Source organism: [Borrelia] finlandensis, from assembly GCF_000181875.2.
GTDB lineage: Bacteria > Spirochaetota > Spirochaetia > Borreliales > Borreliaceae > Borreliella > Borreliella finlandensis.
Genome location: NZ_ABJZ02000005.1, coordinates 306,419 through 321,138, shown reverse-complemented (window position 1 = coordinate 321,138; position 14,720 = coordinate 306,419). Strand labels below are relative to the sequence as shown.

The 14,720-nt window shown below is 26.2% G+C and carries 16 protein-coding genes; 14 read left to right on the top strand and 2 right to left on the bottom strand.

Translation table 11 applies throughout. The features are described from left to right. Positions 1-54: 54 nt before the first annotated feature. Genes BSV1_RS02770 through BSV1_RS02755 form a run of 4 tightly spaced genes read left to right on the top strand, consistent with a single transcriptional unit; the run spans position 55 to position 4,303 of the window. Positions 55-1,107 carry a BMP family ABC transporter substrate-binding protein gene (locus BSV1_RS02770; RefSeq protein ID WP_008882575.1) on the top strand — a complete coding sequence of 351 codons (1,053 nt, stop codon included), beginning with the start codon at positions 55-57 and terminating at the stop codon, positions 1,105-1,107. Continuing rightward, positions 1,107-2,567: an ATP-binding cassette domain-containing protein gene (locus tag BSV1_RS02765; RefSeq protein WP_008882502.1), complete on the top strand. Its 1,461-nt coding sequence runs from the start codon at positions 1,107-1,109 to the stop codon at positions 2,565-2,567. Before BSV1_RS02770 ends, BSV1_RS02765 begins: the two co-directional genes overlap by 1 nt. After that, the gene (locus BSV1_RS02760; protein WP_008882544.1) at positions 2,564-3,496 is read left to right on the top strand and encodes an ABC transporter permease; all 933 of its coding nucleotides are present in this window, start codon (positions 2,564-2,566) and stop codon (positions 3,494-3,496) included. Before BSV1_RS02765 ends, BSV1_RS02760 begins: the two co-directional genes overlap by 4 nt. Continuing rightward, entirely contained in the window at positions 3,497-4,303 is an 807-nt protein-coding gene (locus BSV1_RS02755; RefSeq protein WP_008882841.1) for an ABC transporter permease, read from the top strand. 1 nt (position 4,304) lies between these two features. Here BSV1_RS02755 and BSV1_RS02750 read toward each other — a convergent pair whose 3' ends face one another. Next, positions 4,305-4,991, bottom strand: a complete 687-nt coding sequence (locus tag BSV1_RS02750; protein WP_162470430.1) for a tetratricopeptide repeat protein — start codon at positions 4,989-4,991, stop codon at positions 4,305-4,307. Continuing rightward, positions 4,988-6,031 (bottom strand): polyprenyl synthetase family protein, encoded by a 1,044-nt coding sequence (locus tag BSV1_RS02745; protein ID WP_008882593.1) that lies wholly within the window; start codon positions 6,029-6,031, stop codon positions 4,988-4,990. Before BSV1_RS02745 ends, BSV1_RS02750 begins: the two co-directional genes overlap by 4 nt. Positions 6,032-6,081: 50 nt before the next feature. Between BSV1_RS02745 and BSV1_RS02740 the strand changes: the two genes are divergently transcribed. The 10 genes from BSV1_RS02740 to mraY all read left to right on the top strand — a co-directional run bounded on the left by BSV1_RS02740 (position 6,082) and on the right by mraY (position 14,680). Continuing rightward, positions 6,082-6,660, top strand: a complete 579-nt coding sequence (locus tag BSV1_RS02740) for an SAM-dependent methyltransferase (protein ID WP_008882734.1) — start codon at positions 6,082-6,084, stop codon at positions 6,658-6,660. 43 nt (positions 6,661-6,703) lie between these two features. Further along, positions 6,704-7,234 carry a chemotaxis protein CheW gene (locus BSV1_RS02735; protein ID WP_008882745.1) on the top strand — a complete coding sequence of 177 codons (531 nt, stop codon included), beginning with the start codon at positions 6,704-6,706 and terminating at the stop codon, positions 7,232-7,234. Beyond that, on the top strand, positions 7,224-8,063 hold the full coding sequence (locus BSV1_RS02730) for an NAD(+)/NADH kinase (protein WP_008882787.1): 840 nt from the start codon (positions 7,224-7,226) through the stop codon (positions 8,061-8,063). Before BSV1_RS02735 ends, BSV1_RS02730 begins: the two co-directional genes overlap by 11 nt. Positions 8,064-8,332: 269 nt before the next feature. After that, complete coding sequence (locus tag BSV1_RS02725; RefSeq protein WP_002556908.1) at positions 8,333-9,091, top strand: hypothetical protein; 759 nt, start codon at positions 8,333-8,335, stop codon at positions 9,089-9,091. A 31-nt stretch (positions 9,092-9,122) separates the two neighbouring features. Next, on the top strand, positions 9,123-10,199 hold the full coding sequence (locus BSV1_RS02720; RefSeq protein ID WP_008882513.1) for a hypothetical protein: 1,077 nt from the start codon (positions 9,123-9,125) through the stop codon (positions 10,197-10,199). Beyond that, positions 10,196-11,032, top strand: a complete 837-nt coding sequence (locus BSV1_RS02715; RefSeq protein WP_008882566.1) for a hypothetical protein — start codon at positions 10,196-10,198, stop codon at positions 11,030-11,032. Before BSV1_RS02720 ends, BSV1_RS02715 begins: the two co-directional genes overlap by 4 nt. Continuing rightward, entirely contained in the window at positions 11,025-11,915 is an 891-nt protein-coding gene (rsmH, locus tag BSV1_RS02710; protein ID WP_008882360.1) for a 16S rRNA (cytosine(1402)-N(4))-methyltransferase RsmH, read from the top strand. The genes BSV1_RS02715 and rsmH overlap by 8 nt, the downstream gene beginning before the upstream one ends. Beyond that, positions 11,912-12,193 carry a hypothetical protein gene (locus tag BSV1_RS02705; protein ID WP_008882728.1) on the top strand — a complete coding sequence of 94 codons (282 nt, stop codon included), beginning with the start codon at positions 11,912-11,914 and terminating at the stop codon, positions 12,191-12,193. Before rsmH ends, BSV1_RS02705 begins: the two co-directional genes overlap by 4 nt. 22 nt (positions 12,194-12,215) lie before the next feature. After that, positions 12,216-13,607 carry a UDP-N-acetylmuramoyl-tripeptide--D-alanyl-D-alanine ligase gene (locus BSV1_RS02700; RefSeq protein WP_008882803.1) on the top strand — a complete coding sequence of 464 codons (1,392 nt, stop codon included), beginning with the start codon at positions 12,216-12,218 and terminating at the stop codon, positions 13,605-13,607. A gap of 17 nt (positions 13,608-13,624) precedes the next feature. After that, a complete protein-coding gene (mraY, locus tag BSV1_RS02695; protein ID WP_002556902.1) occupies positions 13,625-14,680 on the top strand; it encodes a phospho-N-acetylmuramoyl-pentapeptide-transferase in 1,056 nt (351 codons plus the stop codon). Positions 14,681-14,720: the final 40 nt, after the last annotated feature.

Here is a 14,720-nt window from a genome sequence, read left to right as displayed (position 1 = left end):
TTTATGGCATTAAAGTGAATTTAATAATAATTAATAAAAGGATGTTTTATTTTTATGAGTAAAAAGGCGTTTTTTAAAGGGTTTTGGATTTTATTTACGATATTTCATTTATATTTATTTGTTTGTTTAATTTTTTTCAAGAAGCGAAAGGTTGATATTTCTAACAAAACTAATATTGCTTTATTTATTCCCGGGGTTATTTCAGGATCTCCATCTTATAAAGAAATGTATGATTCTTTGTTTGAATTTAAAAAAAATCACGAAAATCTTGAAATTAAAGTTTTAGAAGCTGGATTTAATCAAAGCGAGTGGATAGAAATGCTTGAAAAACTATTAACTTCAAAAAAATATGATTTTTTAATAACTACAAATAATGCTATGCAAGACATTGTTGACAGTGTTTCAAGTAATTATCCTAATACTAAGTTTCTCATTTTTGATTCTTTGGTTAAAAATACCAATAAGCAGGTTTATTCAGTTTCTTATAATGTAGCAGAAGAGGCATATATTTTAGGATATTATGTAGGACTTTTTTTAAAGGAATTTATTAAATCTGGCTTTGGAAATGCTGCTTTGATTGCAGGTCAAAACTATCCCGTTATGAATGATTATATTTATCGTTATTTCAAGAAAGGCATTCTTGATACTGGTATGAGATCTGAAGTTTATTATCGAGTTTTGGGCAATTGGCATGATAGCAATTTAGCTAAATTGTTATCAGACTCTTTGATTAAGGATTCGGGGGCTTTGGTAATACTTCCTATTGTGGGGCCTGCTGTTGAAGGAGTGCTTTCTTCTGTTAGAGAGAATAATATCTCTGCGGTTCTTTTTGATAGCGAAGATTATTTGGATAATAAAGAAAATATTATTGGTTCAGGAATTACAAATCAAAAATATTATGTTTCACATATTTTAGATAAGGCCCTTAAGTCAGAGATTAACTATGGAAATTCTGATATTTTTGGCATAAAACATAGAGGAGTTTTGTTTAATGTTTCGAATGTTTTTTATTTAGAGCGAACCAGTCAAAAGTTAAAAGAAGATCTTTTTAAAAAAATAGAAGAGGTTAGTGCAAATGGTATAAAAATTAATTTGGAACAAAATTAATGGTAGAGTTTAAAAACATAGTTAAGTATTTTCCAGATATTGACAAGCCTATTTTGGACAGTATTAATTTAAAAATTGGGGAAGTTAAAATTTTTACAGTAGTTGGTAAAAATGGAGAAGGGAAGAGCACTCTAGCCAAGATTATTGCCGGATTTATTGAATTTGATGAGGGTGAAATATTAGTAAATAGTATTAAGCAAAAAAATTGGAATGTAGATAAAGCTAAAAATAATGGTATTTATCTTGTTTCTCAAGTTCCTAATTTAAAAATGAATTTAAGAGTATGGGAATATTTGAGTATCTATTGGTTTGGTTATGAATTTTTCATGCCGATGAATAAATCTAAGACCTACAAATATTATAGATGGCTTATGCAATTTTATAAAATTTCTTTTGATTTAGATAAGAAAATTAAAGATTTAAATATTAAAGAGATTTATTTTTTACTTATTATTGCTGCTCTTAAAGAGAATGCAAAAATAATTATTTTTGATGAGAGTGCTGCTTATTTTTCTCAAAAAGAAGCGCAAGCTTTTATAAAATTGCTTATATTGCTTAAGAAATCGGGAGTTGCGTCTCTTTTTATTACCCACAGTGAGATTACAGATGCTGTAAAATTTAGCGATGAGTTTATTATTTTAAAAGATGGAAAGTGTTTTAGAACAGTAAACAAAGAATCAATTTTGAGTAAACTTGAATCCTCTAGTGACAAAGCATTTGTTGCAAACATTAATTGCAACAAATTTGAAAAAGATCCTATTAAATTTAATTTGTTTTTTGAAGATTTTTGGAAGTACGATGTTAGTTTTTCTTTAAATAAAAGGGGTGTTTTAGGAATAATTGGTGAAGAAGCTGTAATTAAAACTTGGGAAAAATTATTCTTAGGAGAGCTTCTTTTTGTTGGGTGCATAAAAATTGATGGCATTAGATATGAGCGAATAAATATTTTTGAGTGTAAAGCGGGATTTTTACCCTTAGGTATTGGTAATTTATTCCCCGATAATAGCAGCATATTAGATAATTTTTTGGCCAAATTTATGAATTTTGAAAATAAAATTTTTATTAGGCAATCTTACATTAATCAAATTAAAGATTTTTTTAAAAAAAAAATGGAATTTTATAGCGAAGAGAAAATATATAGAATTCTTTATTCAAAATCTTTGGCATTTTCTGGAGGAACTTTGAAGAAATTTGCTCTTTACAGAGAGATGTATATTGCAAAAAGTTTTTTAATTTGTTTTTCTCCTTTGAGCAATTTAGATCACAAAGCTTATAATGAAATGTCTGTTGCTATTCGTAATTATTCAAAAGAAAAGCCAGTTCTTTTGATTACTTCCAATTTAGATGAATTGCTTTTGCTCTCTGATAACATTTTAGCAATGAAAATGGGAGAAGTTTTGTTAAACGTATCTAGAGAAAAGATTAGTAAAGAAAAATTAAAGGAATTGCTATTTTTATGATCTTTTTTAGAAATAGCTTTATGGCATTAATTTTTTCTTTTTCAATATTAAGTATTAGCTATTTTTTCGGTGATTTTTTTCAATTTTCTTATATTAAGATGATATCTTGGCGCTTTATTTTATTTTTAATCATGGCTACGGGGATTGCTACTTGTGCCAAGAGTAATTCATTAAATCTTGGGAATGAAGGTCAGATTTATTTTGGGGCATTTTTAGTTTATATATTTTCAAGTTTTTTTGGATTAACCTATTTTAATTTTGTATTTTTGATACTTTTAAGTTCTTTTTTTGTAGGACTTTTAGGGCTTATTCCTTTTTTTATTACTTTTTTCTTCGGATTAAATAAAGCCTTAACAGCTCTTTTAATATCTTATGGAAATCAAAGATTGGTTGATGGATTTATTTTAAATATGTTAAAAACAGGTAGTTTTTCTAATCAGACAAAAAGGATTAATAGTTTGTTTGCTTTAGATTCATCACTTATTTACTTATTTTTGTTTGGTGTATCAGTTTGGCTTTTTTATGTTTTTATTCACAAAAAAACTATTTATGGTCTTCAGCTTGAAATATTAAGCAATAAAAAAAAGATAGACATTTTTTTCAATATAAATGAATTTAAATATAAGTTTTTCGCTGTATTTGGCAGTGCTTTTTTAAATGGTCTTGCAGGCTCTATGTTTGTAGTGTTTTTTAGACCATATTTGGTTTTAGGGCTAACTTCAGGACTTGGTTGGAGCAGTCTAATTGTTGCTGTAATTTCAGGATTTAATTATGTTTATGTATTATTTTTTAGCCTATTGTTTTCAATATTAATTGAATTTAATAATTTTCTTAATATAAATTATGACTTTAAGTATGAATTTATTGGGCTTTGTCAATCAATTGCTATTTTTATCTCTTTATTTTTGATTAAAGCTAGGAAAAGGTAGATGTTTAGTATTTTTGAGCAGGCTATTATATTTTCGTATTTAGCACTTGGGGTTCTTTATACAGAGAAAATAGGATTTTTAAATGTATCTATTGAGGGCATTTCGTATCTTTCAATATTTTTAACATCTTTTTTTATCTATTTGGGATATGGAATTTTTATGTCAACCATTTTTACTCTTTTTATTAGTTTTTTGTTTGGATTTTTTTTATCTTTTGTAGTAAAAAAAAAATATGATATTTTTATAGCAGGAATAGGTATTAATATTTTTTGTTATTTTTTTGTTGATTATTTAATGAAGAGTAATTTTAATTTTATTCCTGGTTTTACTTTAAATTTATCTGGAAATTTTGAGATTTTTGTTTTTATTACTATTTTTTTCATTTTTTTATTTATTACCGTTTATGTTATAAGTTATTCAAGAATTAGAGCAGTATTTGAATTTATCTCTTCGGGGAATTATGAAGACATTTTGGGTGAGAAAATAAGCAGTCGTTTCAAATCTTTTGCAATTTTTGTATCAATTTTCACAGCAAGTCTTGCTGGCTCATTTATTGCGGTAAGTCTTAATGCTTACTCTTATAATTTAGGATTAAACAATGGTTGGCTTGCTATTTGCATTCTTTATATTGCATTTTCAAATCCTTTATTAATTTTCCCAATTTCTTTTTTGATAGTTTTTTTTGAATATCAATTTTTTCGTACTCAAGAGTATGTAAATTCTTATTTTTCTCTTTCTTTTCAATTTTATGTAGCAATAATAATAAACATATTGGTTTCGTTGATTAAGAGAAAAGATAGATCTTAGTTTAAGTTCTGCAAGTTGTGTTTTGAATTGTTTTTAGAGTGCTGATTTGTAGATATAATTCTTCTAATTTTTTTCTATTAAAATGATAGAAGGGTATTTGTTTTATTATTTCTAAATTATTTAAAAAAATTATAAACAATGTGTCGTCATTGAGTGCTAATTGAAACGTTGAAGATAATATTGTATTGAATGCTGCATTTTCATTGTTTATAAAATGATAAATACTTTTTTTAAAAAGGGCATCAATTGCTATAAATATGTTTTCTCTGAACAATTCTTTACCGCTTTGGAAAAATTTAATTATATAGTCCATTGAATTTTTAACTTCTCCTATTAAAAAGTATGCCCAAGAGATATCTAAAAAGTTCTTTTTATCTTTAAAGTCTATTATTTTTAAGTAATCTTGAGATTTAATAATTGCTTTTTTCCAGTTTTTATTTAAATATTCTAATTCTGAGAGCAAAAGATGAGCATCAGCTTGATTTTTATCCATGTTAATTATTTTTGTTAGACTTTCTATTGCTTTATTATATTTTTTTGAATCTTTTAGCAACATTGATTTTTGGTAAAGTTTTTCTATTGTATATTTGTTTGCTTTTTCATCAAGTTTTAATATTGATGTTGTTGTAGTAGGGCAAATATTTATAATCAAGCCATAGAAAAGTATTATTATTATTTTTTTCATTATATTCCTTCTTTTATTTGCTCAATAGTATCTATTAGTAGATTTTTATATCTATTTGTTAGTGGATATAAATTGAGTTCGTTTTTAAACTCGTTTAAGTATTTTAAGGCAACAATAGTTGAATTTTTTATTGATTTTGATGAGTTTATCATTTCTGTTAGTTTAAATATTTCTTTTCTTGCTTTAGTAGTTTTGGTATTTTTTATTTTATTGAATTTTGAAATAATTTTTGGTTCAAACTTTTTTTCTTGTAAAAAATAAATTATTGGCAAGCTTTTTTTTCCTTCAAGTAAATCATCTCCGAATTCTTTACCATTAATTTTATTTTTAATGTTTTTAATATCGTCTATTATTTGGAAATAAACACCAAGCTTTAAAAATGTACTGTAAATTTTTTTAGCTTTGTCTTCATTATTTGTGAGTATTGCAGCTAGAAAACTGGCCATTCCAAAAAGTGAAGCTGTTTTTAATTCTACTAAAGAGATGTATTCTTTAATACTTGGGATGTATGACTCATTGTGAAATTTAATATCAATTCCTTGTCCTAGGTGGAGATTTGAAAGAGTTGTAAAGAAATTTTCATAAATTAGTAATTTTTGATTTTCTTTTAAATTTGATCTTTCTATTAATTTTGCAGGTAAAAAATAAATTAAATTGCCAGCATTTATACTGTTATCTATTCCGTAGATTAAATGTATTGCTGATTCACCGCGTCTTTTTAGTGAATTGTCTTCAATGTCATCAATAATCAAGCTTCCAGAATGAGGAAGTTCAAGCAACAAGCTTAATTTATATATTAGTTTGGTATTTTTTTCTTTTAAACCTAATGCATATGCTAAAAGAATCATTATCATTGGTCTTATTCGTTTTCCGCCCCTATTAACAATTTCAATTGCTGGTGCTTTAATATAATCAAGGGTTTTCTTTTTTATTTTAAAAGTAAATTTTAAATCGTTATCTTTGAATAAATTTAGAAAATTAGTTGTTGAAAAGATTTTATTAATATTTTTTTCAATTTTTTTTAAAAATAGTTTATTTTGCATAATAAGAATTATAATGAAAAAGTATAATAAAGTGTATTAAAGGGATTGATGTGTATCGCTTGGATGATGAGTATTCTAAAAAAGCCAAAAGAGAAGGATATTTGGCAAGGTCTGTATACAAGTTGATAGAAATTAATGAAAAATTTTCTTTATTTTCTTCTGGCAATGTTTTAGATATTGGTGCATCACCTGGCAGCTTTTCTCAGTATGCTTATAAAAAGCTTAAAAGAGGAATTCTAGTGTCTGTTGATATTAATGATATTGGTCTTAGATATGATGATAATTTTTATTTTATAAAGGGAGATATCTTTTCAGATGATACAGTTTTTAAAATTAATACGTTTAGACCCTATAGTCTTGTAATTAGCGATGTGGCTCCCAAGACTACTGGAAATAGACTTGTAGATACCAGCAATTCTTTTAATTTAAGCATGAGAATAATAGATTTATCACTTGAAGTTTTACTTAAAAAAGGGAATTTACTTGTTAAAGTTTTTCAGGGAGGAGACGAGATGCAAATTTTTAAAAAGTTTGAAAAATATTTTAAATTTGTAAAAAAAATTAGACCCAAAGCTGTAAGGAAAAATTCTTTTGAAATTTATTTTTTAGGCAAAAGTTTTGGCAAGTAGCAAATTAATCAAATTGTTATAAACAAATTTAAAGGTATAAAATATGTTTAGAAAAGAAAGTTCTAAAGACAGCAGATCACAGCTTCAAGTTGCAGGTTTTAAAATAGGAAAAGAAAGCTATGGGGTGTCAATAGAGCACATTAGAGAAATTATTAAAGTTCCATCAGAAGGAGTTTATGCTATACCAAATGTTCCTGAATATATTATAGGTATTTATAATCTTAGAGGCAGTATTATTCCTTTAATTAATTTAAATATTAAATTTGGAGTTCCTTCTATTTCGGTAACAGAAGAAGATATGCTTTTAACAGGATACTTAATAGTTAAGATTAAAAATAAGCTTTTAGGCATTTTTGTTGATAGAGTTCTTAAAGTTATTAGTTTTGATGATTCTAGGATTCAAGAACCTCCCGCTACTTTACAAACTTTAGATAGAAAATATATATCTGGAGTTGTAAAGCTTGACGAGGCTGATAATCTTGAGAGTGAATACTTAGTATTAATTGATATAGCAAAAATTTTTGATAAATGCGAATTTGACGACATTCCCTATAAAGATCAACATGAAGAATAAAGTTCTTCTTTGCATTAATACTTTAAAGTCGGGAGCTAGTATTTTAGGCAATGATGTTAAAGTTTATTTAGAAACTAAGTATTTTGTTGAGGTAGTGTTAATAGATGTTGGCAGACCTTTATTTTCTTTTCCAAAAGAAAATTTTCTTTTTTTGATAACTTTAGGAGGAGATGGTACGGTTCTTTTGGCTGTTAATTTGCTTCTTGAAAATGAAAATATTGATATTCCAATTATTTCAATTAATATGGGCAATGTGGGATTTTTAGCAGATATTAAGATTGAAGATTTTAAAAAAGTCATAGATAGATTTTTTAATAATTCTTTGGTTATTAATAAAAAATTTTTGCTTCATGTAGCAGCTTCTCAACATGGTAAAGATTTAATTTCTAAATATGCTTTAAACGATATTATTATTCGCTCAAGCGTTCTTAATAAAATGATTTATGTAGATCTTATGGTTAATTCTGAGAGTTTTTTATCGTACAAAAGTGATGGGATAATTGTGTCTACTCCAACAGGCTCAACAGGGTATTCTTTCTCAGCAGGGGGTCCTATTTTAGAAGCAGATCTTGAGGGATTTTTACTTACGCCTATTTCTCCACATTCTGTTTATAATCGTTCTTTTGTGTTCTCTAAATTAAGTAAACTTTCTATTTCTTTTTCAAAGGAATATTTTATAGCAGCAGCATCAATTTTTTTGGATGGAATTAATTTTGGTTCTTTCGGGGTTGACGTTGTTTTTGAATTTAAAATTTCTTCTCAAAGCTTGAATTTTGTTTCATTTTGTACGGATACTTTTGTTAAGAGATTAAAAAACAAATTATTGTAAGTTCAATGTTTTTTAAACAGTGTTCTTTTTAATAAAATTTTTCTTGGTTGTTATTTGAATGTTTGGTTTAATCTAATCTTTAATAAGGCTAGAGGATTTTACATGTTTTATTATAAGGATTTTAATGTTTTGTTTGTTCGCAGAGTTAATTTTTAAAGGGTGTTTTTTATAAATTTATAACTTGTTAAAATATTTAATATATTTTTTGCTAAAATCAATATATTAGATAGCTGATAAATCACCCTTTTATGAGTTTTAGGCAGGTGTTTATGGATTTAATTGATAATGAAAATTATAAAAAAATAGTGTACATTAATAATCTTGTTTTAAGGACTTTAAATGATATAGCAGCTATAAAAGAGACTGGCGAATTTACATCAAATGCTAAACTTTCATTTAATCTTATTGATTTCAATTTAAATGTTTTAAGTTATATTTCTTCTTTAAATTATTTTTATACTAGGCCTAGATTGAAAGTAAATTATTCTATAAAAAAAATTTTGTCTGGGTTGATTTCTGATTTTAGTTTAGTTATTAGCCCTGTTCTTAGTATTACCCCAAGAGAGTTGATTGAAATGCCTCAGGCTCTTAATTTAAATCCAGAAGAGAGGTTTTTAATTATTAAAAAATTAGGCTATTTAATTGATTTGGCTAAAATTTTTAGCAAAAAAGATTCTAAAACGCTTGTTTTTCTTGAGGATATGTATCTCAAATTTATTGTTTTTTCTAAAAATATTATTGATTTTAGAGATTTTTCTAAGAATTTAAAACTTGAGAGTCCTTATTATAAATTTCAATTTGAACACCTTATTAAAGTGTTGGAGCTTTTAGAAGAAGGAGCTTTTATTTTAAGGGGCAAATATGAGATTAGTGGATCTCATGAATTTGGACTGCATTCTCTTGGTTATCTTGAAGCTGGAAGGGCTTTGGCTACCATAGCCTCTCAAAAAGAAGCTGCTGAAAAATTTTCAAGGTTTCATGGAGTTTGGTCTTCAAAGTTTAGTTCAGACTTAATTAAAGTAAAATAGATAAATTAAAGTGGGGGAGAAAGTAGTTATATTGAGTTTTAATGTAGAAGAGGGCACTATTAAATTCAAAAAATTAAAATTTTTTTTGATTCTAAGTTTGTTTTTATTATTTATAATTTTGATTGATTTTTTTATAAGATCCACTATGAATGTATCTAATTTTTATGATTTTAAGAATTTTGAAAATAAATCTGATTGTGAAAATATAAATTTAAGCAAGAATGTTTTTGTATCAAATAAGGTTTTAAGTCTTAATTTTGGGGAATCTTGTTATTCCCTTTTAAGTGATAACTTAATAAGTTATTCAGACTATTATTATGTTCTTTTTAATTCCGGTGAGGATTATTCTGTTTTTTCTGTTAAAGACAATAAATTTTTATTTACACTCAAGCTAAAGGATTTTGTTTTTGCAATAAATAATTTAATTTTTACTTTCAACAATTTATATAAAACTTTAGAAGTTTATGATTCTAGTGGAAATAATATACTAATGTTCAATTTTTTGTCCTCAATTTTAAGTGTGGACTATAATAATGAGGTTTTGGTTTTGGGACTTTCTAATGGTGAGATTTATATATATAAACAGGGTAAGATAATTTATATGGAAAATTTTTTAGAGAGAAAATTTCCAACATGTTTTGTTAAATTAAGTTCCGATAATAAATATTTGGTTTCACTAAAAGGTAATTCTGAGTATTTTTTAGAAATAATTGATTTAGAGAATAATTATAAAAAAATTTTAGAATTAAACAATTTAACTATTAATAGTTTTGAGACTTTTATAAAAATAGATGATTATCATAATTTGTTTATTGAGGCCAAAAATTCACTTGCGGTGATAAATATTAAAAGTGGTAAAATATTTAAGGTTGAAAATAAAAATTCTATTTTAAGAGCGTCATATGATTATTTTCAAAATATTTATAGAGTATATTTTTATTCTGAGAGTGAAAAAATCATTAATATAAAAACTTATTCTGCAAATTCTTTTAAATTGTTTGATAATATTTTTATTAAAGATGAAATAAGCTCTTTTGTTGAATTTGGAAAAGGACTTTTGTATTTTAATAGTAATAATGATTTAAAATACTTGGGATTGGCTCAGTGATTTTAATTGTTTTTATATTTTTCTTTAATATTTTAAATTTATATTCATTTTTGGAATTTAGAAATGATGAAAAGTTTGCTTTAATTAAAGATTTTGGTGTGTTGGATAATAATAAATTGAATATTGGCCTAAGGTTAAGGCCCTTGGAAAAAACTGTATCTGTTTTTTCCAATAATTATAAAATTTTATATTCAAAAAATAGTTTAAATAGGGATGGCAGTATTTTAATTATTTTTGATAATGATTTAAATCTAAATTTAGAGGTTTTTGGGAGCTTTTTTTATAAGCTTGGAAAAATTTTTTTAAAAGATGAAAAGAGTGTTATTGATTTGGTAGTTAATGATCCTAGTGCTAAAAAAATTATCAATCCTTTGTTTATTATCAAAAATAGGAATAATGTGGTTGCTGAGACAGTTTATACATTGGATAGGGTTTTTTTAAAAGGAAAGGGTGATGATGAAAGATTGGAATTATCAAAAAATATAAATTTAAATGTCGATTCTGGTCAATACAGTCTTTTGTTATATTTTCATACTCAAAAAGTAGAATCTTTTGAAAATTCTCTTAAAGGAATTTATTATTTTGAAGCTATTTTGAATAATAAAAGTATTCTTCGTTCAGATTTTCAAAATATTTTTTTGATTAATAATACACATACCTTAGCTCAAGAGAAAAATTATGGGTTAGATATTTTGAATATTAAAAAAGATGGGGGATGCCTTAAGATAAATGATCTTAATTTTGTTAAGGGTAAGAATGAGCTTAAAATAAAATATGGCGATGTTTATGGAAATGAAAAAAAAATAATTTATAGGTTTAAATTAAATGAATGATAATGCTTTTCATTTTCCAGTGCTTCTTGATGCAATTTGTAAGCTTATAGAAGATTTGCCCGTAAAAAGTGATTTAATATACATTGATTCTACTCTTGGAGAAGGTGTTCATGCAAAAGCTATTCTTGAGAAATATGACTTTTTAAGTTTGGTTGGAATTGAAAGAGATCCTCAAATTTTAGAAAGAGCAAAGCATTTTCTTTCTATTTTTGAAGAGAGAATTACATATTTTAATGATTGGTTTGATAATTTTTTCGTCAATTATCCTTTAAATGTCAAAGCCAATTTTATTTTGGTTGATCTTGGTATTTCTATGTTTCATTACAAGGGCAGTAAAAAAGGATTTTCTTTTCTTGAAGATGAGCCTTTAGATATGAGACTTTGTTCTTCTTCTTGCAAAATTAGTGCGTCTGAGATTGTAAACACTTTTAGTAAATATGACCTTGAAGCTTTAATTTATGATTTAAGCAATGAACATTATTCTAGAAGAATTTCTAAAGCTATTATAGAATATAGAAAAATTAAAAAAATAGAAACCACAAAAGAGCTGCAATCCATAATAAGCAAAGTTTATCCTTTTTCAAAAGTTAAAATAAATCCAGCTACAAAAACTTTTCAAGCGTTAAGAATTTATGTGAATGATGAGCTTGCTCGGCTTAAAAGGAGCTTGCCTTTTTGGGTAGAAAATTTAGCCAAAGATGGAATTTTAGCCATTATTACGTTTCATTCAATAGAGGACCGTATTGTAAAAGATTTTTTTGGAGGCTTGAGCTGTGATTTGTATGCTAAGATCTCAAAAAAGCCCATTATGCCAAGTTTTGATGAGATTAAAAAAAACAAACCTTCAAGGAGTGCAAAACTTAGAGTTATAAAAAAATTATGAACAGCATAAGTAAGATTGAATTTAAAGTTTATTGTATTTTAGTTTTGATACTAACAGTTATATTGTGTTTTAATATTTATTTAAATTTCAGATATGTTGTAAAGCTTAGGGAATTTAATCGCTTAGACAATGAACAGGAAAATATTATTGATGATAATTTAAGGTTGCTGACGGTAATATATGAGCTTGAAAATATTGATAGAATAGAGAGTTTTTGTTTTGGAGAATTAAATTTGGAAAAAAAAGCTAATGAAGATATAAATATTTTTGTTGAGTAAAAGATTTTAGAATGAGGTTTGAGTGCGTATAAAGATTAAGGATATTTTAATCTCTTCTAAAGATGTGAAATTTGTGGGGAATATAAAAAATATTGAAAGAGTAGTGTCTTTTTATTCGTTAGATAGTCGTGAAATAAAGGATGATAATATCAATGATAGTCTTTATTTTGCGTATAAGGGAAATAAAGTAGATGGATTTTCTTTTGTTAAATATTTAATTGATCTGGGTGTTAAATGTTTTGTATGTTCAAGAGAGCATGAATCTGAGTGTATTAAATATTTAAATGACAATGAAGAGTTAGTTTTTTTGCTTACAAGTAATGTAATAAAACTTCTTCAAACTTTGGCATCGTTTTTAATTGAAAAAACAAGCTTTAAAAGAATTGCTATTACGGGTAGCAATGGCAAAACCACAACTAAAGAGATGCTTTATAGTATACTTTCAAAGAAATACAAAACTTACAAAACTTGGGGCAATTTAAATTCTGACATTGGACTTCCTCTTAGTATTTTAAGGGTAGAGGGTAATGAAGAATATGCTGTTTTTGAAGTTGGAGTTAGTTATGTTGGAGAAATGGATCTTTTATCCCAAATTTTAAAACCAGAAATTGTTATTATTACGAATATAAGCTATGCACATATGCAAGCTTTCAAGGAGTTACAAACTATTGCTTTTGAAAAAAGCAAAATAATTGGCAAAAACATTGAAATCTTTGTTGTAAATGAAATGAATGATTATTGTGTTTATCTTGAAAAAAGAGCAAAAATCGCAAATCCAAATGTTAAAATCGTTTATTTTGATTTTGAAAATCTTAGTATTAAATCATTTTCTTTTTTGGAGGGGAAATTCTCTTTTGATTTTGTTTACAAAGGGTTTGAATACTCTATTTTATTGCTGGGTCGGCATAATATTTTTAATGCAATAGGGTGTATTAATTTGGCCTTATTTTTAGGAATGAGAGAAAAAGAAATAAAAGAGGGCCTTATTGAAACTGCTTTTCAAAAAGGTAGAGCAGAAATTTTGACAAAAAATGGATATTTGATTTTAAACGACTCTTATAATGGTAATATGGGTTCTTTTATGGCCTTAAAAAATATGATTTTGGATCTTAATATTCAAAACAAAAAGTTTATAGTTCTTGGGTCTTTTAAAGAGCTTGGGGAATTGGCATACAAAACTCACAAAGATTTAATCCAAGAGGCTGTTTCAATGAATTTTGATAAAATTTTTCTAATTGGCGAAGAATTTTTAGATGTTAGGGATTCTGAGAATTTAGTTGAAAAGTGTTTATATTACTTTAGCGAGTTTGATAAATTTATTGATTTTTTTTTAAAAAGCTTGGAACCTTCAGTTTTTATTGTCATTAAGGGCTCAAGGTTTAACAGGCTTGAGAGAATTTTAAATTATATTTAGATGATAGTGGGGTTTTTATGTTTTACCTTTTAGGTTTGCGTTTGCTCAAATATATTACCTTTAGAATGGCTTATGCTACAATTTTTGCATTTTTACTTTCTTTGATTGTGGGTCCTTATATTATTTTAAAGTTAAAAAAATTAAGAGCTGATCAGATTTTAAGAGAAGATGGCCCTAAAAGACATTTGAGTGAAAAAGCAGGAATTCCTACCATGGGGGGCATTCTTATTTTTTTTTGTGTTTTTATCTCTTTAGTATTTTGGAGCAATATTTTAAATGTTTATTTTTTGATTATGGTTTTTGTTATGCTGGGATTTGCTTTTTTGGGCTTTATAGATGATTTTTTAAAAATCAAAAAGAAAACCTCAGATGGACTTAAAGCTCGATTTAAGATTTATGGACAAATAATATTTTCTTTTTTTTCTGTTGGCATTCTATATTATTTTGGTGGTGAGCATGTTAGTGTAATCTATTTTCCTTTTATTAAGTCTTTTCAAATAGATTTGGGGTTATTTTACATTCCTTTTGGCATGTTTATTTTAATTTCTGCTTCTAATTCTTTCAATCTAACAGATGGGCTTGATGGACTTGCAATTGGATTGAGTATAGTTATAACAGGGGCTTTAATAATAATAGCTTACCTTACAAGTAGAGCTGATTTTGCAGCTTATTTACATATTCCAAATATTAAAGGTTCTGAAGAGCTTGTAATATTTCTTGGGGCCTTGCTTGGGGGTAGTTTTGGATTTTTATGGTTTAATGCCTATCCTGCTAAAATTATGATGGGAGATACAGGTAGTCTGGCTTTGGGGGCCATTCTCGGGATGGCAGCTTTGATTTTAAAAAGTGAAATACTTTTTTCAATTCTTGCGGGTGTTTTTATTATTGAAACTATGTCTGTAATTATTCAAGTTTTGGTTTACAAAAAAACCAAAAAAAGAGTATTTAAAATGGCTCCACTTCACCATCATTTTGAAGAACTTGGGTGGTCTGAAATGCAAGTTGTTATTAGATTTTGGATAATAGGGTTAATATTTGCTATAATTGCTTTAAGCACGATAAAAATCAGATAATTTATTATGGTTGTAGAGATAAATTCACTTAGGACATGTT

Bases quoted from the DNA above. Each gene is read 5' to 3' on its own strand.
- BSV1_RS02770 (WP_008882575.1), top strand. From the start codon at position 55: ATGAGTAAAAAGGCGTTTTTTAAAGGGTTTTGGATTTTATTTACGATA.
- BSV1_RS02765 (WP_008882502.1), top strand. From the start codon at position 1,107: ATGGTAGAGTTTAAAAACATAGTTAAGTATTTTCCAGATATTGACAAG.
- BSV1_RS02760 (WP_008882544.1), top strand. From the start codon at position 2,564: ATGATCTTTTTTAGAAATAGCTTTATGGCATTAATTTTTTCTTTTTCA.
- BSV1_RS02755 (WP_008882841.1), top strand. From the start codon at position 3,497: ATGTTTAGTATTTTTGAGCAGGCTATTATATTTTCGTATTTAGCACTT.
- BSV1_RS02745 (WP_008882593.1), bottom strand. From the start codon at position 6,031: ATGCAAAATAAACTATTTTTAAAAAAAATTGAAAAAAATATTAATAAA.
- BSV1_RS02735 (WP_008882745.1), top strand. From the start codon at position 6,704: ATGTTTAGAAAAGAAAGTTCTAAAGACAGCAGATCACAGCTTCAAGTT.
- BSV1_RS02730 (WP_008882787.1), top strand. From the start codon at position 7,224: ATGAAGAATAAAGTTCTTCTTTGCATTAATACTTTAAAGTCGGGAGCT.
- BSV1_RS02725 (WP_002556908.1), top strand. From the start codon at position 8,333: ATGGATTTAATTGATAATGAAAATTATAAAAAAATAGTGTACATTAAT.
- rsmH (WP_008882360.1), top strand. From the start codon at position 11,025: ATGAATGATAATGCTTTTCATTTTCCAGTGCTTCTTGATGCAATTTGT.
- BSV1_RS02705 (WP_008882728.1), top strand. From the start codon at position 11,912: ATGAACAGCATAAGTAAGATTGAATTTAAAGTTTATTGTATTTTAGTT.
- mraY (WP_002556902.1), top strand. From the start codon at position 13,625: ATGTTTTACCTTTTAGGTTTGCGTTTGCTCAAATATATTACCTTTAGA.